The sequence below is a fragment of the Actinoplanes sp. NPDC048988 genome, from assembly GCF_043197815.1.
Lineage (GTDB): Bacteria > Actinomycetota > Actinomycetes > Mycobacteriales > Micromonosporaceae > Actinoplanes.
This window is the reverse complement of sequence record NZ_JBICTW010000011.1, coordinates 1-23,967: the sequence shown is the minus strand read 5'-3', so window position 1 is coordinate 23,967 and position 23,967 is coordinate 1. Positions and strand designations below refer to the sequence as shown.

The following is a 23,967-nucleotide window of genomic DNA, read 5'->3' as shown; positions in this document are numbered from 1 at the left end:
TCAACACGTGACCATCAACGAAGCACTCCCCACTCGTACGGACTGGACCGCGCGCGGGGGTACTCCCGCCGCACCCAGCACCGGCCGTCTTCGTCCCCTCGGCCTGCGCGAGGTCACCCTGCGCCCCGGATTCTGGCAGCGGCGCCAGGAGACCAACCGGGCCGCGTCGCTGGCGCACATCGAGCACTGGCTCGAGAAAGCGGGCTGGCTGCCCAACTTCGACGCCGCCGTCGAGGGCCGGCTGCCGGCCGGCCGCCGCGGCCGCGAGTTCTCCGACAGCGAGGTCTACAAGCTTCTGGAAGCCATGGCCTGGGAGTACGGGCGAGCCGGCGACCGGGACCTCGACGCGCGCTACCGGGCCATCGTCCGCCGGGTCGCCGCGGCCCAGGAGGACGACGGCTACCTCAACACCAACTTCGGCCGGCCCGGGCAGCAGCCGCGCTACAGCGACCTGGAATGGGGTCACGAGCTCTACTGCTACGGCCACCTGATCCAGGCCGGGGTGGCCGCCGCCCGCGCGTACGGCGCCGACGACGAACTGGCCCGCGTGGCGATCCGGGCGGCCGACCACGTCTGCGCCACGTTCGGCCCCGACGGGATCCCGTCGGTCTGCGGGCACCCGGTCATCGAGCCGGCCCTGACCGAGCTGTACCGCGTCACCGGCGACAGCCGCTACCTCGACCAGGCCGGCCTGTTCGTCGAGCGCCGCGGTCACCAGGTCCTCGACGACATCGAGTTCGGCCGGGCCTACTTCCAGGACGACCTCCCGGTCCGCGAGGCCGGCGTGCTGCGGGGCCACGCCGTTCGCGCGAACTACCTGGGCGCCGGCGCCGTCGACGTGGCCGTCGAGACCGGCGACACCGACCTGCTCGAGGCGGTGGCCCGGCAGTGGCGTACGGCGGTGGCCCGCCGCACCTACATCACCGGCGGGGTGGGTTCCCGCCATCAGGACGAGGCCTACGGCGACGACTACGTGCTGCCGGCCGACCGGGCGTACTCGGAGACCTGCGCCAGCGTGGGCTCCATCATGCTGAGCTGGCGGCTGCTGCTGGCCGAGGGCGACCCGCGCTACGCCGACCTGATCGAGCGCACGCTGTTCAACGTCATCGCTGCCTCGCCGGCCGACGACGGGACCCGGTTCTTCTACACCAACACGTTGCACCAGCGGGTGCCGGGCACGGAGCCGCGGCCCGACCAGATCGTCCCGCGGGCCGCCTCCAGCCTGCGCGCGCCCTGGTTCGCCGTGTCCTGCTGCCCGACCAACCTGGCCCGTACGTTCGCCGGGCTCGGCGCCTACCTCGCCACCACCGACGAGGACGGCGTCCAGATCCATCAGTACGCGGCGTCGGCGCTCGACGTCTCCCTGCCCGGCGGCCGTTCCGTCGCCCTCGAGATAGACACGAGATATCCGGCCGACGGCCGCATAGCGGTACGCGTCGTGAGCGCCCCCGAGACGCCGTGGACGCTCAGCCTCCGGGTGCCGCACTGGGCCGAGGGCGCCACCCTCGAGGAGGGCGGCCGGCGGCGCGGGGTGGAGCCCGGCACCGTGCAGCTCCGCCGCCGCTTCACCCCCGGCGAGGTCGTCGTCCTCGACCTGCCGGTGCGGCCCCGGGTCACCTTCGGGGACCCGCGGATCGACGCCGTGCGCGGCAGCGTCGCGGTCGAGCGCGGCCCCGAGGTGTACTCGGTCGAGTCGGTCGACCTGCCCGGCGGCCTCAGCGTCGACGAGGTGCGCCTCGACCTCACGGCCGGCCTGGCCGAGCGCGACGGCGAGGTCGTCGCCTCCTTCCGCCGGCTGCCCCCGGGCAGCGACGCGTGGCCGTACGGCGCCGCCACCCCACCCTCCGATGAGCACACGGCGTTCGAGGCGCCGCTGCGGCCGTACCACCGCTGGGCCCGTCGTGGCCCCTCCACCATGCGCGTCTGGCTGCCGGTCAACGGCGACTGACGGCCTGGCCACACACCCCCGTAGAAAGGTGTCCCCGTCCGTGCAGACACCACGATTGAGGGCGGCCCTGGCCGCCGGATTGCTCCTCACCTTCCTGAGTCCGACAGCCGCCGCCGAGGCGGCTCCCAACTCCGGCACGCCCTTGCCCGTCTTCAAGGGCGACGCCAATCCGGTGCCCGACGAGCGCACCGGATACCACGTCCGCAACCAGCTCCAGGGCATCTTCGACGCCGACGTGGCGGCCGGTGCCGGAAGCTCCACCGACAACGACTTCTGGGTCGACAAGTTGCTGGCCCGGACCGGCAGCCAGCCCGGCGGGTCGAACGGCGACGCCAACCAGTACCTGTTCAGCCGGGGCCGGGCCGCCTTCATGAAGACCCACACGCCCGGCGTGCTCGGCTTCGGCGGCGAGCTCGCCTACATCGAGTCGATCGCCGGCGGCCAGGGCGGATACACCATCACCGCGTCCGTGAACGGGGCCGACGTCACCCTCACCGAGGACGCCGCGCAGCGCAAGCAGACGCCCAGTTACTGGCGTTCGGTGTTCGTCAGCACCGCCGCCGGGCTGCGGATCACGCAGACCAAGTACATCACCGACCAGAACGTGCTCGTCACCGACGTCGAGGTGACCAGCACCAACGGGGCCAAGGACGTCGTGCTCACCGCGAGTTCGCCGTTCGCCCGCACGCTCGAGAGTGACAACGGCGAACTCACCGGCGCCGTTCGCGCTTTCAACAAGCTCACCGACCTGTTCCCGCGCTTCTCCGGCGACGGCTTCGTCCCGGCCGGCGGCACCCTCAAGCGGACGCTGGCCGTTCCGGCGAGCGGCTCCGTGCGGACCAAGGTGCAGTTGGGCCTCGTGGCCAAGGAGATTCCGGGTTCGGCGACCGAGTACGCCAAGTACCGCGCTCTCGCCCCGGCCGCCGCGTACAAGGAGCACGTCACCGCGTACAACCGCTGGTGGGCCGATAACGTCCCGTATCTGGACACCCCCGAGAACAACATCGACAAGACGCTGTTCTACCGCTGGTGGCTGATGCGGTTCAACTTCCTCGACGCCGACCTTCCGGGCAACGACTACCAGTTCCCGACGTCGATGGAGGGCGTGCTCGGCTACAACAACGCCATCGTGCTGACCACCGGCATGTTCATCGACGACCTGAAGTACTTCCGGGACCCCGCTTTCTCGTACGGGCCGTGGGTGTCGGCCGGTGAGGTCGCGAAGAGCACCAAGTACGTCGACAACCCGGGCGACCCGGCCAACTGGTCGAACAGCTACACCGAGTACATCTCGGAGGCGGCCTGGCGCTCGTACCAGCTGCACGGCGGACCGGCCGCGATCGCCGGGAACCTCGCCGAGTACGCCGAGAGCGACGTCGAGGGCCTGCTCGACGCGTACGACTTCGACGGCAACGGGCTCATCGAGTACAGCTGGGGCGCGATGACCGGCAACGACGCCGACGCGGTGTCGTTCGACTGGAAGCCCGGGAACATGGACCGCACCGAGAACGCCTACCTGTACTCGAACGCCAAGGCGTCCGCGGCCGCCTACCGGACCGCCGGGAACACCGCCAAGGCGGCCGAGATGGACGCCTTCGCCGCCCGCGTCAAGGCCGCGGTGCTGGAGAACCTGTGGGAGCCCGCCCGCGACACCCCGGACGAGATGGGCCTCAAGGGCAATCTGCTCAAGCACCGGCACGTGGCGAGTGACTCGCTCGTGCCGTGGAAGGAAATCAACAACTACTACCCGTTCTCGGTCGGGCTGATGCCCAAGCCGGGTGACCCCGACTACGACCAGCCGTACGTCGAGGCGCTGCGGCTGTTCGCCGACGACGCCCAGTACCCGATCTTCCCGTTCACCACGGCCAACCAGGCCGACAAGGCGGCCGCGGCCGCGCAGGGCGACCCGGGCAGCAACAACTTCTCCGTCATCAACTCGACGGTGACGTTCCGGATGCTCTCCTCGGTCCTGCGGAACTACCCGACGCAGTACATCAACGCCGAGTGGTACAAGAAACTGTTGTACTGGAACGCCTGGGCGCACTACCAGAACAACGGCGACAACCGGTACCCGGACCAGAACGAGTTCTGGGCCGACGGGTCGGCCGCCAACCAGAGCATCGGCTACCGCTCCTGGATCCACCACACGATCCTGGGCGCCACCAACTTCACCGTCATCGAGGACGCGATGGGCCTGCGCCCGCGCTCCGACGCCAAGGTCGAGCTCGACCCGATCGACATCGGGTGGGACCACTTCACCGCCAACAACATCAGGTACCGCGACAAGGACCTGACCGTCGTCTGGGACGCGCCGGGCGGCCAGCGATACTACGGCGACACCCCGGAGGGCTACTCGGTCTACCTGGACGGGCAGCTCGCCTTCACCGCCGACAAGCTCGGCAAGCTGGTGTACGACCCGGCCACCGGCGCTGTGGACGCGGCGCCGGGAGTACAGGTCCTCGCTTCCGCCAAGATCGGTATCAAGGCGCCGCAGGACGTCACCTACGCGGCCGGCGCCCGGGTCACCGACATCATGGCCAAGGCCGGCATGAACACGGCCACCAATGTCGCGGCCGGCCACCCGGCCACCGCCACGTTCTCGGCCCCGGGGCGCGCTCCGGCCGGGGCGGTCAACGGCACGACGGTCAACGAGCCCTTCTGGGGCACCGCCGGCTCGCCCACCGCGACCGACGCCATAACCGTCGACCTGCAAGGGCCTCGGAAAATCGACGACGTACGGGTCCACTTCTACAAGACGTCGACCACGGCGACCGTTCAGGGCTACGCGCCGCCTTCGCAATTCACCGTCGAGTACGACAACGGCGACGGCTGGAAGACCGTGCCCGGGCAGAGCCGGTTCCCGGCCTATCCGCGCGGGAACCTCAACCAGGTCCGCTTCCCGGAGATCACCGCGCAGAAGCTGCGCGTGACCGTGCACCACGCGGCCGGCGCCAGGACCGGCATCAAGGAGATCCAGGCGTACGACAGTGGTGCCGCCGCCCCGGACGCGCAGAACGCCAAGCCCTTGGCCGACGCCTGGGTGGACTCCACCTACTCCCAGGACGGCTCGGTCCGGCTGCTCGGCCTGGCCCAGGACGACGGCACGCCGGGCACCCCGGTGACCTCCTCCTGGTCGGTCGTGGACGCCCCGGCCGGCGGCTCGGTCGCCTTCGACCCGGCCACCGCGCCCACCACCATCGCCCGCTTCACCGAGGCCGGCCGGCACGTGCTGCGGCTGACCGTGAACAGCGGTGACGAGACCTCCACCAAGGACGTCGTCGTGAACGCCACCGCCCTCGCCGAGGGCGAGATCAACATCGCCACCTCGGCCGCCGCGTCGGCCGGCTTCACGGCCGGCTGGAACAACGTCGACGCCGTCAACGACGACAAGGCGCCGTTCTTCAGCGGCGGGTCGAACTCCGACATCTGGGGGACGTGGACCGGCAACGAGCCGGCGACCCGCTGGCTGCAGTACGACTTCCCGTCAGCGGTCCGCGTCGACCGGGCGTCCATCGACTTCTGGTCGGACAGCACGGCCGGCGGCAGTGGCGTCGCGGTTCCGAAGAGCTGGAAGATCCAGTACTGGGACGGCACGGCGTGGAAGGACGTCACCGGGGCGACCGGCTTCGACCCGGCCGTGCGGGGCCGCACCAACGCGGTCGGCTTCGACCCGGTCACCACGACCCGGCTCCGGGCCACGTTCAACGCGCTGCCCAACGCGGCGGGAACGGCGTACTCGGCGGTCGGCGTCACCGAGTGGCGGGTCTTCGCCTCCGCGGCGAGCTCGATCCAGCCGGTCGACGTGCGCACGCCGACCGGTGTGCAGCCGGCCCTGCCGGCCACCGTCCAGGTGACGTACGCCGACGGCGCCCGCCTGCCGGTCGCGGTGGCCTGGGGCGAGATCGACCCGGCCCGGCTGGCCGAGGTCGGCGACTTCACGGTCAGCGGCTTCGTCGCCGGCACCACCCTGACCGCCTCGGCCCACGTGTGGGTCCGCGGCAGCGCCCCGGTGCAGATCAACACGGTCGACCCGGTGGCGGTCACGACCGCGGTCGGCGTCGCGCCCGTCCTGCCGGCCGGGGTGACGGTCGGCTACAACGACGGCTCGCGGCAGAGCGGCATCGGGGTCACCTGGGCGCCGATCGACCCCGCGTCCTATGCCAAGGCGGGCACCTTCGAGGTGACCGGGCAGGTCGCCGGCACCGACAAGCCGGCCACGGCGACGGTCACCGTCGGCACCGGCGGACCGGTCGACACCTCGGCCCCGGTCGTCTCGCTGACAGCCACGCCGGAAGCGGCCTGGACCATGTCGGACGTCAAGGTGACCGCCTCCGCGACCGACAACCGGGACCCGTCCCCGGCCATCGAGATAGCGGTCGGCGACGGCGCGTTCAAGGACTACACCGGGCCGGTCACGGTGACCGCCGAGGGCTCGACCACGGTCAAGGCCCGCGCCACCGACGGCGCCGGCAACGTCTCGGCGGTCACTTCGCTGGTGGCCGGCATCGACCGGACGAAGCCCACAGCGGTGGCCTCGTACGACAAGGCAGCCCGGACGGTCACGGTTGCCGGAACCGACGCCCTGTCGGGCATCGGCGCGGTGCAGTACCGGCTGACCGGGACGCCGGACTGGACGACGGCGACCGGCGCGGTGCCGATCGGCTCGGCCGCCACCACTGTCGAGTACCGGTCGGTCGACAAGGCCGGTAACACCTCGGCCGTGGGCACGCTCGAGGTCGAGGCGGGGCAGGCGCCGGTGAACGTGGCCCGCACGGGCACGGCCTCGGCGTCGTACACGCCGGGCTGGGTCACCGCCGACAACCTGGCCGACGGCGTCACGCCGACCGGGCCGATCGGGCCGAACACCGACGTCTGGAACACCTGGCCGCAGGTCGGCGAGCAGTGGATCCAGCTCGACTGGGCCGCGCCGGTGACGGTGGACCGCAGCCGGATCTGGTTCGTCGACGACATCGACGGCGACGGCAACGGCGTCGCCCCGCCCCGCGCCTGGAAGCTCCAGTACTGGACGCCGGCCGGCGCCTGGCAGGACGTCGAGTCGCCGACGGCCTACGGCACCTCCGCGACGGCGTGGAACACGGTCGGTTTCAAGGCCGTCACGACCACGAAGCTGCGGGCCCTGCTGACCGCCAGTGGCACCGAGGAAGGCAAGGGCGCGCCCGGCGTCCAGGAGTGGGAGGTGTACGACGTCGCGGCCCCGGCCGTCCCGGTGGCCGCCGAGGCGAAGACACAATGCCTCGCCGGCAAGGCGTACGTGTCCGTCACCGCGCGCAACAACGGCGACCGGCCGCTGACCGTCGAGCTCGTCACCCCGTACGGGACGAAGACCGTGACCGGCCTCGCCCCCGGCAAGATCGCCTACCAGTCCTTCACCAGCCGCGCCACGCAGATCGCCGCCGGCACGGCCGGCGTGAAGGCCGAGGGCACCAGTGTGCCGGCGCCGTACGGCGCCATCAGCTGCTCATAGAAGGAATCGCCTTGAGACCGCTCTCCGCAGCGGTCGCGGGGATGGTCGCGGCCGGGTTGCTCCTCGCAGCACCCGCCGCGGCCGCCCAGGCGGCCGACCCGATCACTTTCACCCACGCCTCCAACCCGATCCTGGCCGACGGCTCCTACTACTCGGCCGACCCGGCGCCCCTCGTGGCCGGCGACCAGCTGTACATCTACACCGGCCACGACGAGGCCGGTCCCACCACCAACGACTTCATCATGAACGAGTGGGGCGCCTTCCGGACCGGGGACGTCACCTCGGGGGAGTGGACCCACTTCCCGTCCCTGATGCGGCCGGAGACCGTCTTCTCCTGGGCCGCACCGGGCCGGGCGTACGCCGGTCAGGTCGTCCAGGGCCCCGACGGGCGCTATTACTGGTACGTTCCGGTGAGCGAGCGCACCAGCACCGCCGCCGACAAGTTCGCGATCGGCGTGGCCGTCTCGGACAGCCCGACCGGCCCGTGGACCGACCACATCGGCGGCCCGCTCATCTCGCAGCGCACGCCGACCGCCAACGACATCCAGAACATCGACCCGACGGTCCTGGTCGAGGGGCAGCGGGTCTTCGTCTACTGGGGAACGTTCGGCCAGTTGCGCTTCCTGGAGTACCAGGCCGACATGAAGACCCCGGTCGGCACCCAGCGGGCCGTCACCGCGCCCACCGGCTACTTCGAGGCGCCCTGGCTCTTCAAACGGAACAACACCTACTACCTGGCGTACGCCGGCAACAACGCGGGGCCCACGTCCGCGTGCACCCCGGCCAACTACCACGCCTGCATCGCCTACGCGACCGCGTCCGCCCCGGAGGGGCCGTGGACGTACCGGGGTACCGTCCTCACCCCGGTCTCCTCGACCACCAGCCATCCGGGCATCCTCGAGTACGACGGCCAGTGGTACATCGCCTATCACACGGCCGACGCCGTGGGTGGCAACCACTTCCGCCGCTCGGTGGCGATCGACAAGGTCGAGTGGGACGACACCCAGTCGCCGCCGCGCCTGAAACAGGTCGTCCAGACGCCGGTGAAGCAGCCGGACCGCACCCCACGAGCCAACATCGCCCAGGCGGCGCGGGTGACCGTCTCCAACAACCCGGTGCCCACGCAGTACTGGGTGAAGGCGCTCAACGACGAGATCGTGCGGGCCAACCCGCTGCCGCCGGACATGTGGGGCACCTGGACCGGCGACAACCCACCGCAGCAGTGGGTCCAGTACACCTGGGACCAGCCGATGCGGATCTCCGGGTCGCAGATCGAGTTCTGGAACGACCAGCCGCAGGGCACCGGCGTCGGCGTGGCCGCGCCGGCCAGGTGGAAGATCCAGTACTGGAACCTGAGCACCGGGCAATGGGCCGACGTGCCTCACCCGAGCGGCTATCCCACGGCCACGCAGGGCTTCCAGAACACCACCTTCGACGCGGTCACCACCACCCAGGTGCGGGCGGTGTTCGACGCCTCGACCAACGGCGCCACCTACTCGGCGGTCGCCGTCGAGGAGTGGAAGGTCCTGGCCGCCCAGCCCGCCTCCGTCCCGGCCCCCGCGGTCACGGTCGAGGTCGGCGAGACCGATCTGCCGGCCACGCTCCCGGTCGACGGCCTCCAGATCCCGGTCTACTGGGACGCGGTCACCCCGGCCGATGTGGCCCAGCCCGGCCGGTTCACGGTGCCGGGCAGCGTGCTCGGCTATGCCGCCGGCCGGGTCACGGCCGAGGTCACCGTCATCTCACCGGCCGACACCGAGGGCGACACGACCGCGCCCACGCTCACGCTGACCCCGAGCGGCAGCGCGGGAACCGAGGGCTGGTACCGGTCGGCGGTCCGCGTCCGGGCCGCCGGAGCCGACGACCGCGGCGGCCGCATGACCATTCGAACCACAGTGGACAGCGCGGCACCGGTGGAGGCCACCCCGGTACGCCAGGCCGACGTCACGGTCACCGGCGACGGGCGGCACACGGTCACCGCGGCCGCGACCGACCGGGCCGGCAACACGTCGGCGCCGGCCACGCTCGCCGTGAACATCGACGCCACCGCCCCGGCCAGCACCGGCACGGTGGCCGACCGGAAGGTGACAGTCGCCGCCACCGACGCCACCTCGGGGGTGGCCCGCGTCGAGTACACGTTCGGCGACGGGACCTGGACGGCCTACGCCGGGCCCGTTCCCGCGCCCTCGGCCTCGAAGCACACGGTGTCGTTCCGCGCCCTCGACAAGGCGGGAAACCTCGAGACCGCCAAGTCGGTGGTCGTCCCGGCCGACCTGTCGGGGCCGCTGACCGGCAACGTGGCGCCGATCGCGGTGCCGACGGCGTCGTACACGGCCGGCTGGAACAGCGTCACCGCGCTCAACGACGACGCCGACCCGGCCGGCCCGGGCCAGGCCCAGATCTGGGGCACCTGGTCGGGCACCCGGCCGGCCACCCAGTGGATCCAGTACGACTGGTCTCGGCCGATCCGGCTCACCGGCGCCGAGCTCAAGTTCTGGCGGGACAGCGACAAGGGCACCGGCGACGGCGTGGCCGAACCCCGCGGCTGGAAACTCCAGTACTGGAACGGCACGGCCTTCACCGACGTGACCGACGCGAGTACGTACGGGACGAGCAGCACCGCCTTCAACAAGGTGACGTTCGACCCGGTCACCACCTCGCGGCTGCGGGCCACCGTCGACGCCGACGGCAACGGCACGACCTACTCGGCCGTGGCCGTCACCGAGTGGCGCGTGCTCGCCGACGAGAGCCGGCCCACGATCACGGTCACCGCGCAGCCCCGGTGCATCGCCGGGACGGCGTACCTGGCCGTGACCGCCCGCAACGCGGGGAACGCGGCCACCGGCGTCGAGCTCGTCACCGCGTACGGCAAGAAGGTCTTCGCGAATGTCGCCGCCGGCGGCAATGCCTACCAAGCCTTCGCCGCACGGACCTCCTCGGTGCCGGCCGGCACCGCGACCGCCAACGGCGTCACCGCCACCTACCCCGCGCTGAACTGCTCGTAGAGGAGAACAGATGAACAGAAGAACCCGCCTCAGCCTGGCCGCGGCCGGCTCGCTGCTCGCCGGCGTGGCCGTCCTCCCGGCCGCGGCCGTGGCCGATCCGGGCGACGAGGCCGAACTCGACGTCAGCGTCGACATCATCGAGATCAAGGAGCCCGGCGTGCTCGCGCTGACCGTGGCCGGAAACTCGGTGGCCCTGAAGGAGGACGGCTCGGACCTGCTGGTCCGGCAGTTCACCGGCACGCTGCCGACGGTCACCGTCACCGACACCCGCACCTTGGAGGAGATCCCGGCCGGATCGGCCTGGGCCGTGCTGGGCAGCTCGACCGACTTCACCGCCACCGGGCGGCCGGCCATCACCGCCGACCACCTCGGCTGGAAGCCCAAGCTGATCGACGGCGGCGACTCCGGCCTGGTCGCCGAGGGTTCAGAGGTGGTGACCGTGCTGGACGAGCCGACCCAGCCCGGCAACAACGTCGGCCTCGTCGACCAGGAACTGCTGGTGTCCACGTACGACTCGGGCGAGGTGACCGGTGGCGCCTACACCGTCAACGCCGGCCTCAACCTGCGTACCCCGGCCGACGTTCCGGCCGGCTCCTACCACGCCAAGCTGACCCTGTCCCTGTTCGAGTAAGGAACCCCATGCGTCGCGTCGCCGTTGCCGTCATCGCCGCCGCCCTCCTGCTGCCGGCGGTGCCGGCCGCGGCGGCGCCCGCATCCGGGTCCGTCACCTGGACCGTCCAGCCCGCCGCGAAGAACGGCCCGGACGGGCGCCGCTGGATCGAGCGGACGCTCGACCCCGGCACGACCGTCACCGAACACCTGGCGGTCCGCAACTTCTCCGACACCGGCGCGGTCTTCGCGCTCAAGGCGGCCGACGGCTACCTCACCGGCAAGGGCCGGTTCAACATGCTGCCGTCCGACAAGAAGTCGGTCGACGGCGGTACTTGGATCAGCGTCCAGAAGTCCGTCACGGTCGGCCCCCGGCAGACGAAAGTCGTCCCCTTCACCATCACCGTCCCGGCCCAGGTGAGCCCCGGCGACCACCCGGCCGGCATCGCGGCGACCATCGCCGGCCGGCAGGGCACCGTCCAGGTCGAGAGCCGCGTCGGCTTCCGCGTCCTGCTGCGCGCCTCCGGCGAGATCCGCTCCAAGACGACCGCCGGCCACCTTCAGGCCCGGTACGAGTGCTCGTGGAATCCGTTCCGCCCGGGCGCCGTCGCGCTGTCCTACACGGCCGCCAACACCGGAAACGTCCGTCTGCCGGTCCAGGGCCGGGCCGAGGCCGCCGCCCTGTTCGCCACCCGCACGACCGCGACCGACCTGGGTGAGCTGTTGCCCGGCGGAATCACCACGGCCTCGGCGCGCGTGGACGTCTGGGCGCTGGGCCGGGTGACGACGACCGTGACCCTGTCCCAGGGCGAGCCCGTGACGGTGACGACCTGGTTCGTCCCGTGGCCACAACTGCTCGTGCTGGCCGCTCTCGCCGCCCTCGTCCTGCTGTGGCGCTGGCGGCGCCGGCGCCTGCAGCGCCTGCTGGAGCGGGCCCGGCAGGAGGGCCGGACGCTCGGGGTCAGGGCGCCGTGACGGCCCGGACCGCCTCGACGATCGCGGCCCGCTGAGCGTCCCGGTCGGCGGGCCGCGGCTCGAGCACCGGGGTCTGCCCCGACCCGGACAGGCTGAGGTGCACGACCAGGCTGAGCAACTGCTCGGCCGGGATCCGTGAGCTGACCAGACCGGCCCGCTGCGCGTCCTCCAGCTGGCGCAGCTTCGCCGCGTGCGAGGCCACCACGGCCGCCGGCAGCTCGTCGTCCGAGCGTTCCAGCTGGTACCAGGCGGCCAGCCGGACCAGCTCGGGATCGGTCTCGTACTGGTCGAAGAGGCGGCCCGCGTAGCCGGGCAGGTCGGCCGCGTCGAACGGGACCGTGTCGACCGACGCCGAGGCCAGGGTCTCGAACGCCGCGTCGAACAGCTGCGCCTTGTTACCGAAGTAGCGGAACAGCAGAGCGTTGTTCACCTCGGCCGCGCGGGTGATGCGGTCGACGCGGGCCCCGGCGATGCCGTAGCGGGCGAACTCCTCGATCGCGGCGCGCAGGATGGCGGTCTTGGTCTGCTCGGCTCGTGATGTCACCAGGCCAGGGTAATAAGTAGGTAGTTACTTGCGCCACGTACCCTGGCTGATTCGAGGACGGCGGCCTATGGTTCCTCGTGTAAGTAACTACCTACTTTTCGAGGAGGCGTCGTGACCGACTCACGACCGCCGTATGACGCCGAGCTGGAGCCCGTCCTGGCCGCGCTGAGCGAGCACCTGCCCCAGCCGATGACCTCCGACATGATCGGGCCGATGCGCGCGGCCACCGCCAGTCCGCCGGTGGAGACGCTGCTGGCCGGGCGGCCGATCGAGCACCTCGAACGGGTCGTCCCGGGCCCGGACGGCGGCCCCGGCCTGACCGTCTCGATCTTCCGGCGCGTCGACCACGCGGCCGCCGGCCCCGGCATCTTCCACACCCACGGGGGCGGCGGCATCATGGGCGACCGATTCGTCGGTGCCGACGTGTGGCTCGAATGGGTCGAGGAGTTCGACGCCGTCGCCGTCTCGGTGGAGTACCGGCTGGCTCCCGAGCACCCCGATCCGGCCGCCGTCGAGGACAGCTACGCCGCCCTGCTCTGGACCGCGGAGCACGCCGGGGAACTCGGCTTCGACCCCGCCCGCCTGCTGATCGCGGGGGAGAGCGCCGGCGGTGGCCTCGCCGCCGCCGTGGCCCTGCTCGCCCGCGACCGGCGCGGCCCGGCGCTCATCGGCCAGCTGCTGATGTACCCGATGCTCGACGACCGCAACGACACCGTGTCCAGCCACCAGTACGTCGGCACCGGGACGTGGGATCGCGGCAGCAACGAGATGGCGTGGAACGCCCGGCTCGGCGGCCGCCGGCACGGCGGCGAGGTGTCGGTCTACTCGGCACCCACCCGGGCCACGGATCTCTCGGGCCTTCCGCCGGCCTTCATCGACGTCGGCTCGGCCGAGCTGCTGCGCGACGAGGATGTGGCCTACGCGACGGCTCTGTGGGCCGCCGGTGGCCAGGCCGAGCTGCACGTGTGGCCCGGAGCGTTCCACGGCTTCGACCAGATCGCCCCGCAGGCCGCTATCTCGCGGATCGCGCGCTCGACGCGTACGGACTGGGTGGCCCGTCTCTTCACCGCCGCAAGTAAGTAACTAGTTACCTCAGGAGAAGCCATGAGCAAGACAGCTGTCGTCACCGGCACCACCACGGGCCTCGGCAAGGCCACCGTGGAGAAGTTCACCGCCGAGGGATGGAACGTCGTCGCCACCGTCCGCAAGGCCGCCGACCTCGACGTCCACGCCGGCAACCCGAACGTCCGGACCCTGCTGCTCGACGTCGACGACGAAGCGGCCGCGCCCGCCTTCGCCCAAGCCGCCGTCGAGGCGTTCGGGAGGGTCGACGTCCTCGTGAACAACGCCGGCTACTTCCAGATGGGCCCGCTCGAGTCCTCGAGCATGGAGCAGATCCACCGCCAGTTCCAGACCAACGTGTTCGGCCTGCTGGCCCTCACCCAGGCGTTCCTGCCGGTCTTCCGCGGGCAGGGTTCGGGCGTCGTCGTCAACATCGCCTCGATCGGCGCCGAGGGCGGCTACCCGTACACGTCCGCCTACTCCGCCTCCAAGGCCGCGGTCCTGACCATCAGCGAGGCCCTGAACATCGAGATGAACGGCTTCGGCGTCCAGGTCAAGGCCGTGATGCCGGGCCAGCACGCGACCCGGATCTTCTCGAAGATCGACCGCCCGGAGATCGCGGTGGACGCGTACGAGGCCCCGATCAAGGCCTTCTTCGACCACATCCCCGAGTCCGGCTCCGACCCGGCCGTCGTCGCCGAGGTCGTCTTCGGCGCCGCCACCGACGGCCGGACCAACAAGGTGCACTACTACGCGGGCCCCGACGCGCTGGCCATCCCCCGGCTGAAGCGCCTGCTCGGCATCGAGAACTACTGGGAGGAGTTCCAGAACTTCGCCCTGGGCAAGCCGAGTCCCCTGTGGACCGTCCTCAACGTGCCGGCCGGGGACACGCCGCTCGAACGCATCCTCTGACGACCGTCCGCGCCCGGGGCAGCACTCGCCGCCCCGGGCGGGCGATCACTTGTGCAGATCGAGCCAGACGAGGCGGTGGTCCGAGGTGGGGAATCCGTTGACCGGGGCCCAGACCGGGTCGTACACGCCGGTGAGCCGCGACAGCGGGTCGGACTGCTTCGGCCAGAAGACGCCGGCGTCGGTCACCTTCAGGCCCTTGCCGGGCAGCACGTAGTCGGCGCGCAGGTTGCCCGGCGCGGTGTCGGCGAAGTCCGCCGTGTCGTAGCGCGGGTCGCCCCGGTGGATGGCGTTGGCGCCGCCCTGCAGGGCGGCCGCCTCGGCCGCGCCGGCGCTCGACGGCCGGGTGCGGGAGTTGATCAGCGGGTGGTCCAGCAGCTGGTTGACCGCACCCTGGTAGGAATCGCCGTCCAGCGGGTCCGCGTTCTGATCGCCGGCGATGACGAAGTCCTGGCCTCGCTTCAGGCCGCCGCGGCGGCCCTGGTCGTCGTAGAAGTATCGGGCGCCCGCGACATAGTCGGCCCAGAACCTGATCTCGTCGTGGTTGCGGCGGCCGTTGCGGTCCTCAGGCCCGTCGAAGGTGGGCGGCGTCGGATGCGAGACCAGGAAGTGCACCGTCTTGCCGCGTACCCGCACCGGCACGTCCCAGTGGCTCTTCGACGAGAGCCGCAGCGCCGCCTGCTCCTCGGCCGAGTAGTAGTCGGTGGGCAGCAGGTTGCCCGGCATGTCCTTCCACTTGAACAGCTGGAAGGTCCGCACCGCCGACCGGTCGATCGGGTACTTCGAGTAGACGACCATCCCGTACTGGCCCGGGAAGAGCCCGAAGCCGTACGAGTCGTCGCCGTACGCCTGGTCGCCCGGCGTCGTGTCGGCGACGCCGTTGTCGTTCAGGTCGAAGCCCGACGCGACGCCCGTGTTGGAGGGCGCCACGAACCGGTACGGGTAGCGCTGCGCCGGCGCTCCGTTCTGCGAGACCCCGAGGAAGTTCTTCGCGAACAGGTCGGCCGCACGCGGGTCGTAGTCGAATTCGTTGAGCAGCACCACATCCGGGTGCGCGCGCTGAATGACCTCGGCGACGTTCTTCGCCTGCCGGCGGTACACGTCGTCCACGTCCGGGTCGGCCAGATGGTCGCGCAGCAGCCCCTGAGCGGGCCGGTTGAGCGACAGGTTGTAGGTCGCGACGCGCAGTTCGCGACTCTTATGGGCCTCGGCCGCCGCGGGCACGGCGCCGAGCGCCACCGTGGCCAGCACGGCGGTCACCAGTAGACGTCTCATGGTCCCGTCCTATCCGGAGCGACCTTGATCAATCAACAAACACTAAGGTCTGCCGGGTGAACATTTCCCTGTCGGGGCTCGGCGATCTGGTCGCCGGCGCCCGGGTCGTCGCGCTCGGCGAGTCGGCCCACCACGTCCGCGAGTACGACCTGGTCCGGCACCAGCTGCTGCAGTTCCTGGTGGAGGAGAAGGGTTTCACGGCGCTGGTCATGGAGTCCGGCTTCAGCGAGGGCCTGGCGCTGACCGCGTGGGACGGCTCGGGTGAGTTCCCCGAGGGTGCGATGACCTACCGCTTCGGCCGCAACCCCGAGATGCGGCACCTGATCGGCTGGGCCCGCGAGCGGGGTGTCGCCTTCTACGGCCTCGACCTGCCGGGCGACCTCGCCTCGATGAGCCCCGCCCTCGACCATCTCGCCGCATTCGAGGACGTCGGCGCCGTACGCCCGCACGCGGACAAGTTCGCGAGCGCGTTCACGATGCCCGCCCTGGCCGCGTACCGCGCCATGCCCCTGGAGGACCGCGACGCGCTGACGGTCGGCCTGGCCGAGCTCAGCGCTCGCTTCGCCGTCCGCCATCGCGGCGCCGCCGAGGCCCGGCACGAGTTGCGCCTGCTGGTGCTGCTCGACCAGATGCTGCGGGCCACCGATCCGTCTTTCAATGTGCGCGACGCCGCGATGGCGGAGACAGTCGATTGGGTACGCGCTCAGGGGCACCGCAAAATCGTGGTGGCGGCCGCCAACACGCACATCCAGCGCGTCTTCCCCGGCCTCGAGGTGCTCGGCAGCCACCTGGCGGCCGCGTACGGCGACGACTACCTGGCGATCGGCCTGACCGCGCACGGCGGCGTCACGCCGACCCGGCGCCCGGCCCCGGACGCCCCGGCCGGCGCCGAGACGGTGACCGTGCCGCTGCCGCCGCCCGTACCGGGCAGCGTCGAGGACTTCCTGGGCCCGCGACCCGTCATAGCCGACCTGCGCCCCCTGCGCGGCCGGCGCGGCCCCGACCGCATCCGCCTGCTCGACACCTGGCTCGAAATGCCGGTCGCCGACGCGTACGACCTGATAGTGAACCTGCCCGAGATCAACCCGACCCCGGAGGGAGTCTGGAACGGCGGCCGCTGACCCCGGCAACCGGGACGAACTGCACCGTGAACCTCCTACGGCGGGTCCATGTGACGACCCGGCTGGTCACCGGATTCCTCCTGCTGCCGCTTTGCCCGGGCACGGCCGCCCAGCAGACCAACCTGCTGGCGCCCAAAGCGACCATCTAGGCGGCCCGGGCCGGCGAGTCCGGCAAGGGCTTCGCCGTCGTCGCCGGCGAGGTGAAGGACCTGGCCCACGAGACGAGATGTCCCGCGACATCGCCCAGTCCACCGCCGGCTCGGCCGACATCGCCGAGGCCATCGCCGCCCTCTCGCCCGGAGCCACCAGCACCAGCGACGGCGTGCTCGACATCAAGGCCGCCACCCGGGAGCTCTCCGGCCTCAGCAATGATCTCCGCGTCCTGGTGGGTCAGTTCAAGGTGTGACCGCCGGTGTGACGGGGTGCGGGTGGCGGCGTCCCGGGCGGGGGGTGGTGCGCCCGGAACGCCGCCATGGTGGGGTGGGCGAGTGGGTCAGGCGAAGCGGGCCGCGATCCAGTCGGCGACCAGGGTGGTGCTCTCGAAGACGGCGCCGTCGTGGGTGGCCCCGTCGAGCTCGGTGTAGGTGACGGGCTGGCTGTACGCGCCGAGCTGGGCCCGCAGCGGGCCGGAGGTGAAGATGTACGGGACGGCCTCGTCGGCCGTGCCCTGCACCAGCAGCACCGGGGCGCTCGTGGCGGTCTGGCCCGGGTTCAGGTAGCGGGCCAGTTTGGTGACGACCGCGTCCGGCAGGGCGCCGCCGACGAGCAGCTCCTCGGCGGTCAGCGGGGCGAAGGCGTCCAGGATCTGGTAGAGGCAGCCGGACTGCAGCACCGGCACCTTCTGGCGGGCGGGCGGCGCCAGAAGGGTGTTCGGGTTGACGCTCGGGTCCACGGCCTGCAGGCCGTAGAGGCCCATGACCAGGTAGCCCTGACCGGCGGTGCCGGGGATGACCGGGGCGAACAGGTCGGCGTTGGAGACCGGGGCGATGGACGCGGTGCCGCGCAGGTCGAGCGGGCTGTCGTACGACGGGGCGATCTGGTTGACGAACAGGGCGCCCTGTCCACCCTGCGAGTGCCCGTCGACGACGTACTTCGTGGTCAGTGCCGGGTCGAGACGCCGCGCGGCCTTGACGCTGTCGATGATGGAACGGGCCTCGCTGTTGCCGATCAGGTACGGGTGGGCGGTGGGGGTGCCGAGGCCGGGGTAGTCGGGCGCGGCCACCGTCCAGCCGCGCCGCAGCAGCTCCGCGATCGCGGCGCGGGCCTCGGGCCAGAAGACGGACTGGCTGGCCGAGGGGGAGCACTGGTCGGCCAGGCCGGTGGTGCCGTGACCCCACGCCACCGTCTTGTTGTTCTTGCCGGTCTTAGGCGTCAGAACGAGACCGGTGGCGGTGATGACGCCGCCGTTCACATTCGTCGTCACATACGAGATGCGCTTGCCGGTGGCCAGTGGGGAAAGCTCGGCCGGAAGGGTCGCCGTGACGTTGGTGATAACCGTCCCGGCCAATACCGCGCCTTGAGCGGGCGCGGAGAAAAGGGAGACACTGAGAATGATGGTGGCCGCAATGGCCAGCCGTCTCAGGGCAGGGTGCATCGTTCTTTCCTTTCGATTTCTGTGAAAAGCGCACAACGGGGTCCGGGCCGCAAGGGGCGCGGCCCGGAAGTTCAAAGGGGAATTGCTAGCGCGTTATCGCGAAATGGTCGGCGACGCGGCGCAGGGCGGCGACGGTCTCCCGGTCGCGGCTCTCGTCGTCCTGGGTCGGCCAGGCGCTGCACTTCACGATGACCACGTCGGCGGTGGGGTCGACGTAGAGGTACTGCCCGTGCACGCCGAGGGCGGTGAAGGCCTGGAAGCACTCGGTGCCCAGCGTCCACCACTGGTTGGCGTATCCGTAGTGGTCGTAGCCGGAGGGGCCGAGGGCGCCCACGGCGAGCTGCGGTTGCTCGGAGCCGCGGCTGCGGCGGACCCAGTCGCGCGGCACGACCTGACGGCCGTTGGCCAGGCCGTCGTCGATCATGAGCTGGCCGAGTCGGGCCAGGTCACGAGCGGTGGCGTTGAACGAGCCGGCGCCGATCGCGGTGCGCGGGCGAGCCCGGGTCAGCCAGTAGTACGCGTCGCGGTCGGCGCCCAGGTGGCGCCAGAGGCGCTCCTCGGCGTACGCCGCGATGGTCTTGCCGGTGGCCGCCTCGAGAACCCAGCCGAGAATCTGCGCGTCGAACGTCGAGTAATTGAAACTCTCCCCGGCCGGCGCGCGCCGTTGCGCCCCGCGGACCACGGTGGCCACGTCGCCGCCGCCCATGACGGCCTGCTCGAATCTCTTGATGCCGCTGTCGGCCACTTCCCACGTTTCCAGGTCGCCGACGCCGCTGCTCATGTCGAGGAGGTCGGCGATCGTGTTCTCCTCGTACGCCGTACCTATGAAGTCGGGCCGGTAATCGGTGACCCGGTCTTTCACGCTGCCGATGACGCCGTCGTTCAGCGCTATTCCGATCAGCAGCGAGGTGACCGATTTGGAGATCGAGAACAATTGCATGCGGGTACGGGGGCCGGCGAAGGCGCCCGGGTACGTCTCGTGCACGATCGCGCCGTGGTGCAGCACCACGAAGGCGGTGGTGAAGGTTCGCCGGTGCAGCTCGGCCAGGCTGTAGTCGGCGTCCTCGAACCGGTAGGTCAGGTCGAGCGGGTGCGGGTCGAACGGCAGCGGCGAACGGAACGGGCCGCGGGCGACCCGCTCGGTCGGCATCAGCCAGTTCATGTGGGTGAACGTCCACTCGTTGATCGGCCTGCGCATGATCAGATCGCCCTGGCGGTCCCACCAGGAGGGTTCACGCGCGGCCGCGGCCGGCTCGGCTGTGCTGGTCATCTCGGCTCCCCGTTCTCCGGTCCACCCTCGAACAGTTCACGGAGGGTGAGCCCGGATGGTTCATCGGCGGGCTCGAGGTAGCTGCTCATGATGCCGAGAATCGCCATACCCAACAGGTTGTCCTCCACGACCCCCGCTCCGGGATCACCCATGTGGCGGACAGCGAACCCCTCGAGGACGGCGGCGATGATGTTGGTGAACTGCTCGATGGTGATCCCCTTGCGCAGCTGGAGGCCGCGCGACGAGATCGTGGTGTCGTAGATCTTCATCCACGGTTCGAGGGCGCCGCGGTAGTTGTTCGCGATGGCCGTGTGGATGCCGTCGTTGCGGTCGGCCGTGGCCACCATGATCAGTTGCAGCCGGAACAGGGGCATCCGGCAGATCGTCATGAGCTCCTGGTACGCCGAGCGGTAGACCGCGTCGACGAAGCTCACGTCGTCGACCAGCCAGTCGCCCCGCGTCTCCATCTCGGCCCCGTACTGCGGGTCGTAGCTCGCCGCGTGCAGCAGGAAGGTGAGCAGGTCGTTGAGGTAGTCGTCGTGGCTGGCCCAGGTCGAGCGGTACGGCCCGGCGCCTTTCTGCCGGAGGAACGGGGGGTCCAGCTCGGCCACCTCACGCGACAGCGCCCGCTCGGTCAGAAAGCTCAGCCCCGACCAGTACTGCTTACGGCCGTCCCCGTTGGGCGTGACCCGCTCGCCGGCGCCGAGATTGCGCTCGACCAGGTTCGATCCCGCCTTCAGGTAGGACGCGACCTTGAGCGAGTTCACCAGAGCGGCCCGGGTGGACTCACGGACACCCTTGACCCGGGTGACGATTCCCGAAAAATCCAGACAGTATGGGTAGGGAAGATCCTTCTTTCCGTACGTCATAGGAGTGATTCTGTCTCGGATTCGCGTTCCATCAAGTACGCGCGTGCGTAGTACTCGGAGGCTAGTCCTTCAGTCGATTTCGAATGGTGAAATCGTGGCAATGGGTAACCGAGCCATCACGCATTGAATTATTTCACTGGTTCTTTCACCGCGCGGAGGTACGCGACGGCGAGCGTCCGCCGCACCGGAGTGCCCTCCAGGGCCGTCATCGCGGCGTCCAGCCGCTCGCGCTCGGCGGGAGTGAGCGCCGCCTCGATCGCCTCGCCGTACGTCGGCGCGAGCGGATTGGGCGCGGTCCTTTTCAGGCCCTCCCAATCCGCGAACGGTTCGCCCGGCACGTCGAGCTGAGCCCGGTAATCGAGCTCGACCGCGCCGAATCCGGTGCGGTGAGCCCAATCCAGCAGATCCCGCTCGTCGAAGCCGACCAGAACGTCGTCCCGCGACGCGGAGCGGAATGCGGCGACCACCTTGGCGACAAGATCGTCGGCCCCGGTCGTGAGCGGCGTGCCGAACAGGTGGCCGGGCCGGTACTCGGCGAGGAACCGGTTGATCGGCTCGAAGATCGACAGCCGGCCGCCGGGCCGGAGGACCCGATGGAACTCGGCGAAGGCCGCCGCCCGCTGCTCGCTGTAAATCAGCACCGACCGGGTGGTGACGACGTCCACTTCGCCGTCCGGGATCGCCGACAAATCGGACGCATCGGCCCGGACGAAGCGGCAACGATCATCATCGCCGGCCCGGCGACGGCATTCATCCAGCAGATCCTGCGAAATATCGCTGAAGATCACTCGCCCGTCCGGGCCCAGCCGCTCAAGGGCGCCGAACGCGATCAGCCCCGTACCGCAGCCGACGTCGAGCACCGTGTCGCCCGGCTCGAGGTCGGCCCGGTCGAGCACCCCGTCACGGAATGCCTCCAAACCTGGCGCGTGCCGCCCGCGCATCGCCGCCGAGCCGCCGTCACGCCTGGTCAGCAGCCAGCTGGCCCACCTGTCGGTGCTCATCGGCTCACCGTACCGTGGATCAACTCCTCGGCGGCTCGCCATCGTGGTGCGAACGAAATCGACTGAGCTGACGGACTGCTTCGTCGAGAGCGATCACGTCGGCGTACTTGGCGTCGAGGTCGAACAGATTGGACTCGTGCGGGCCGGGGTCCCGGTCGGCGCAGGCCTCTCGTACGACCATGGGGCGAAAGCCGTTCTGCAGGGCGTCCAGGGCCGACGCCCGTACGCAACCGCTGGTCGAGAAACCGCCGATGGCCAGCGTATCCACGCCGTGGGAGGCGAGCCAGGCCGCGAGCGAGGTGCCGGCGAAGGCGCTGGCGTAATGCTTGACCACGACGAGGTCGCCCGGCTCGGGTGACAGGGGCGGCGTGAACGCGGCGAGCGGGCTCCCGCCGGCGAAGACCGCGAGCGCCGGAACCTTGGCCGCGAACAGCGGCGCCTCAGCGCAGGAGGTGTCGGCGAAGTGGACGCGCGTCCAGATGACCGGCAGTCCGGCCGAGCGGGCCGCCGAGGCCAGAGCGAACATCGCCGTCGCGGCCTCCTGGCCCGACTTCAGATAGAGGGGCGACCCGGCCTTCGTGTAGGCGAGCGCGGGATCCACCAGCAGGACGGCCGGGCGGTTCCCCCAGCCGAGACGCCGGGCGAAGCCGGCGGCGGCATAGTCTCGATCGAGATCCGGCATCACTCACTTTATCCCGGCCGGCGCTCTTCTACGGAACAGGGAATCGAAGATGGAGATCGTCGAGGTGGGGCCGCGCGACGGCCTGCAGAACGAGAAGCGAGTGCTCGGCACGGAGACCAAAACCGATTTCGTACGCCGGGCGATCGCGGCCGGGCTGCGCCGCCTCGAGGTGGCGGCCTTCGCCCGCCCCGACCGCGTCCCGCAGATGGCCGACGCCGAGGCCGTCCTGGAGTCGGTGCCACGAGCGGAGGGCGTCCGTTACATCGCCCTCGTGCTCAACGCCCGCGGGCTCGACCGCGCCCTGGCCCTCACCAACCGGCCGCACGAGATCAACTACGTCGTGGTCGCCACCGACGAGTTCTCCGAGCGCAACCAGGGCGTACCCACGATGGAATCCCTGGCCGGCTTCCGGGCTGTCGCCGCCCGCGCCCGCGCCGAGGGATTCGCTGTCACCCTCACGGTTGCCGCCGCCTTCGGCTGTCCGTTCACAGGTGAGGTCACCCCCGATCGGGTACGGGACGTGGTCGCGGCCGCCGGCGACGACATCGACGAACTGTGCCTGGCCGACACCATCGGCGTCGGCGTCCCCGCTCAGGTGACCGCCCTCGCGGCCGCCGTCCGGGAGGTCTCCGCCGCCCCGCTCCGGGCCCACTTCCACAACACCCGCAACACCGGCTACGCCAACGCGATCGCCGCCGCCGCGGCCGGGTTCCGGGCCCTGGACGCCAGTCTCGGCGGCATCGGCGGCTGCCCGTTCGCTCCGGCCGCCACCGGGAACATCGCCACCGAGGATCTCGCCTACCTGCTCAACCGCAGCGACGAACCCACCGGCGTCGAGGTGCCCGTGGCCGCGGCCGCGGGCACCTGGATCGGTGAGCGGCTGGGACTACCGGTCGTTCCCGCCCAGCTCGGCCGGGCCGGGAACTTCCCCGCGTAAGACCCACTCGCGTCAGGACCGTCGGTGCGGACCCGACGGTCGCCGGCATAGTGCGACGGCGTGCTCCTACAACGCGGAGCCGGCCAACGGCATGGGTGGTCCCAGCCGGCCTTCACCTGGTTGGTCGCCCTCGCTGCCTTCTCCATCTCCTCCTCCTCCTCCTCCTTCCTCCTCTCCCTGGCGCCGTCGGCACCCAGCTCGCGGGTACCGCCCAGTCGCAACCCCTCGGGGGCGTTTGCGCCTCCTGCTTCGCGGGTTCAGCGCCTTGCGTGTGCGGTCAAGCCGCCTCCATCTGGGCGGACGCGCTCGGCCGGACCCCGATTTGGCGTTGCGGCGATGAGGGGGTAATGTTTTCCGAGCCGCCAGGGAGACGGGCGAGCGAGCGGGACTCTTCCGAGGCCCGGCGCGGCCGTCCTGACGGAAATCATGAACTCAGCGGGGTTCGCTTTGCTGCGCCTTCGGGTCGGCGGTGCGGGTCGCGGTGGTGAATGGTGCCCACGGTTTCTTCGAAACGCTGAATTTGGCGGAACGGGAAACGGCGGGTAAAGTAATTCCAGGCAAGCGCGCCGGGGCGGTTAACCGGAACGCGGTTGTTCTTTGAGAACTCAACAGGGTGCTTGATAAGCCAGTGCCAATTAGTAATACCCCGGCCGGCTTCTCTTTGCGGAGAGTCGGTGGGAG

Annotated in this window: 18 protein-coding genes and 1 pseudogene; 11 read left to right on the top strand and 8 right to left on the bottom strand. The window is 70.7% G+C overall.

The features are described from left to right. Nucleotides 1-7: 7 nt before the first annotated feature. The 5 genes from ACGFJ7_RS29170 to ACGFJ7_RS29150 are packed head-to-tail and all read left to right on the top strand — an operon-like array spanning nucleotide 8 to nucleotide 12,022. The gene (locus ACGFJ7_RS29170) at nucleotides 8-1,948 is read left to right on the top strand and encodes a beta-L-arabinofuranosidase domain-containing protein (protein WP_360261615.1); all 1,941 of its coding nucleotides are present in this window, start codon (nucleotides 8-10) and stop codon (nucleotides 1,946-1,948) included. A gap of 40 nt (nucleotides 1,949-1,988) precedes the next feature. Continuing rightward, entirely contained in the window at nucleotides 1,989-7,433 is a 5,445-nt protein-coding gene (locus ACGFJ7_RS29165; RefSeq protein WP_392644882.1) for an Ig-like domain-containing protein, read from the top strand. Between the two features lie 11 nt (nucleotides 7,434-7,444). After that, entirely contained in the window at nucleotides 7,445-10,438 is a 2,994-nt protein-coding gene (locus tag ACGFJ7_RS29160; protein WP_392644880.1) for a family 43 glycosylhydrolase, read from the top strand. A 10-nt stretch (nucleotides 10,439-10,448) separates the two neighbouring features. After that, complete coding sequence (locus ACGFJ7_RS29155) at nucleotides 10,449-11,069, top strand: hypothetical protein (RefSeq protein WP_392644879.1); 621 nt, start codon at nucleotides 10,449-10,451, stop codon at nucleotides 11,067-11,069. Between the two features lie 8 nt (nucleotides 11,070-11,077). Continuing rightward, complete coding sequence (locus ACGFJ7_RS29150; RefSeq protein ID WP_392644877.1) at nucleotides 11,078-12,022, top strand: hypothetical protein; 945 nt, start codon at nucleotides 11,078-11,080, stop codon at nucleotides 12,020-12,022. On the opposite strand, the gene ACGFJ7_RS29145 is transcribed toward ACGFJ7_RS29150, so the two are convergent. After that, the gene (locus ACGFJ7_RS29145) at nucleotides 12,009-12,566 is read right to left on the bottom strand and encodes a TetR family transcriptional regulator (protein WP_360261625.1); all 558 of its coding nucleotides are present in this window, start codon (nucleotides 12,564-12,566) and stop codon (nucleotides 12,009-12,011) included. The two genes, ACGFJ7_RS29150 and ACGFJ7_RS29145, sit on opposite strands and share 14 nt — an antisense overlap. Before the next feature lie 111 nt (nucleotides 12,567-12,677). Between ACGFJ7_RS29145 and ACGFJ7_RS29140 the strand changes: the two genes are divergently transcribed. Both ACGFJ7_RS29140 and ACGFJ7_RS29135 read left to right on the top strand, forming a co-directional pair. After that, nucleotides 12,678-13,649, top strand: coding sequence for an alpha/beta hydrolase (locus ACGFJ7_RS29140; protein ID WP_360261628.1), 972 nt, complete (start codon nucleotides 12,678-12,680; stop codon nucleotides 13,647-13,649). A gap of 21 nt (nucleotides 13,650-13,670) precedes the next feature. Further along, entirely contained in the window at nucleotides 13,671-14,540 is an 870-nt protein-coding gene (locus ACGFJ7_RS29135) for an SDR family NAD(P)-dependent oxidoreductase (protein WP_392644875.1), read from the top strand. A 45-nt stretch (nucleotides 14,541-14,585) separates the two neighbouring features. Here ACGFJ7_RS29135 and ACGFJ7_RS29130 read toward each other — a convergent pair whose 3' ends face one another. Further along, a complete protein-coding gene (locus ACGFJ7_RS29130; RefSeq protein WP_392644873.1) occupies nucleotides 14,586-15,812 on the bottom strand; it encodes an endonuclease/exonuclease/phosphatase family protein in 1,227 nt (408 codons plus the stop codon). Nucleotides 15,813-15,868: 56 nt separating this feature from the next. Between ACGFJ7_RS29130 and ACGFJ7_RS29125 the strand changes: the two genes are divergently transcribed. The 3 genes and pseudogenes from ACGFJ7_RS29125 (at nucleotide 15,869) to ACGFJ7_RS29115 (ending at nucleotide 17,339) form a co-directional block, all read left to right on the top strand. Further along, nucleotides 15,869-16,933, top strand: a complete 1,065-nt coding sequence (locus ACGFJ7_RS29125) for an erythromycin esterase family protein (RefSeq protein WP_392644871.1) — start codon at nucleotides 15,869-15,871, stop codon at nucleotides 16,931-16,933. Between the two features lie 107 nt (nucleotides 16,934-17,040). Next, nucleotides 17,041-17,157: pseudogene (locus ACGFJ7_RS29120) on the top strand (methyl-accepting chemotaxis protein); the annotation flags it as partial. Nucleotides 17,158-17,159: 2 nt separating this feature from the next. Then, nucleotides 17,160-17,339: a hypothetical protein gene (locus tag ACGFJ7_RS29115; RefSeq protein WP_392645155.1), complete on the top strand. Its 180-nt coding sequence runs from the start codon at nucleotides 17,160-17,162 to the stop codon at nucleotides 17,337-17,339. An 87-nt stretch (nucleotides 17,340-17,426) separates the two neighbouring features. Here ACGFJ7_RS29115 and ACGFJ7_RS29110 read toward each other — a convergent pair whose 3' ends face one another. The 5 genes from ACGFJ7_RS29110 to ACGFJ7_RS29090 all read right to left on the bottom strand — a co-directional run bounded on the left by ACGFJ7_RS29110 (nucleotide 17,427) and on the right by ACGFJ7_RS29090 (nucleotide 22,349). Next, nucleotides 17,427-18,440 carry an alpha/beta fold hydrolase gene (locus ACGFJ7_RS29110; RefSeq protein WP_392644869.1) on the bottom strand — a complete coding sequence of 338 codons (1,014 nt, stop codon included), beginning with the start codon at nucleotides 18,438-18,440 and terminating at the stop codon, nucleotides 17,427-17,429. A 172-nt stretch (nucleotides 18,441-18,612) separates the two neighbouring features. Then, entirely contained in the window at nucleotides 18,613-19,797 is a 1,185-nt protein-coding gene (locus ACGFJ7_RS29105) for a serine hydrolase domain-containing protein (RefSeq protein ID WP_392644867.1), read from the bottom strand. Further along, nucleotides 19,794-20,666, bottom strand: a complete 873-nt coding sequence (locus ACGFJ7_RS29100) for a hypothetical protein (RefSeq protein WP_360261645.1) — start codon at nucleotides 20,664-20,666, stop codon at nucleotides 19,794-19,796. The genes ACGFJ7_RS29105 and ACGFJ7_RS29100 overlap by 4 nt, the downstream gene beginning before the upstream one ends. Nucleotides 20,667-20,794: 128 nt before the next feature. Further along, a complete protein-coding gene (locus ACGFJ7_RS29095) occupies nucleotides 20,795-21,607 on the bottom strand; it encodes a class I SAM-dependent methyltransferase (RefSeq protein ID WP_392645142.1) in 813 nt (270 codons plus the stop codon). Between the two features lie 79 nt (nucleotides 21,608-21,686). After that, on the bottom strand, nucleotides 21,687-22,349 hold the full coding sequence (locus ACGFJ7_RS29090) for an isochorismatase family protein (RefSeq protein ID WP_360261650.1): 663 nt from the start codon (nucleotides 22,347-22,349) through the stop codon (nucleotides 21,687-21,689). A gap of 49 nt (nucleotides 22,350-22,398) precedes the next feature. Here ACGFJ7_RS29090 and ACGFJ7_RS29085 point away from each other — a divergent pair, with 49 nt between their 5' ends. After that, on the top strand, nucleotides 22,399-23,286 hold the full coding sequence (locus tag ACGFJ7_RS29085; RefSeq protein ID WP_392644865.1) for a hydroxymethylglutaryl-CoA lyase: 888 nt from the start codon (nucleotides 22,399-22,401) through the stop codon (nucleotides 23,284-23,286). A 424-nt stretch (nucleotides 23,287-23,710) separates the two neighbouring features. Here the strand turns inward: ACGFJ7_RS29085 and ACGFJ7_RS29080 are convergent. Then, a partial coding sequence (locus ACGFJ7_RS29080) for a hypothetical protein (RefSeq protein ID WP_392644863.1) occupies nucleotides 23,711-23,967 on the bottom strand: 257 nt, incomplete at its 5' end.

Coding starts and splice junctions, on each gene's coding strand:
- ACGFJ7_RS29155 (WP_392644879.1), top strand. CDS start 10,449: ATGAACAGAAGAACCCGCCTCAGCCTGGCCGCGGCCGGCTCGCTGCTC.
- ACGFJ7_RS29150 (WP_392644877.1), top strand. CDS start 11,078: ATGCGTCGCGTCGCCGTTGCCGTCATCGCCGCCGCCCTCCTGCTGCCG.
- ACGFJ7_RS29135 (WP_392644875.1), top strand. CDS start 13,671: ATGAGCAAGACAGCTGTCGTCACCGGCACCACCACGGGCCTCGGCAAG.
- ACGFJ7_RS29130 (WP_392644873.1), bottom strand. CDS start 15,812: ATGAGACGTCTACTGGTGACCGCCGTGCTGGCCACGGTGGCGCTCGGC.
- ACGFJ7_RS29115 (WP_392645155.1), top strand. CDS start 17,160: ATGTCCCGCGACATCGCCCAGTCCACCGCCGGCTCGGCCGACATCGCC.
- ACGFJ7_RS29105 (WP_392644867.1), bottom strand. CDS start 19,797: ATGACCAGCACAGCCGAGCCGGCCGCGGCCGCGCGTGAACCCTCCTGG.
- ACGFJ7_RS29100 (WP_360261645.1), bottom strand. CDS start 20,666: ATGACGTACGGAAAGAAGGATCTTCCCTACCCATACTGTCTGGATTTT.
- ACGFJ7_RS29095 (WP_392645142.1), bottom strand. CDS start 21,607: ATGCGCGGGCGGCACGCGCCAGGTTTGGAGGCATTCCGTGACGGGGTG.
- ACGFJ7_RS29090 (WP_360261650.1), bottom strand. CDS start 22,349: ATGCCGGATCTCGATCGAGACTATGCCGCCGCCGGCTTCGCCCGGCGT.
- ACGFJ7_RS29085 (WP_392644865.1), top strand. CDS start 22,399: ATGGAGATCGTCGAGGTGGGGCCGCGCGACGGCCTGCAGAACGAGAAG.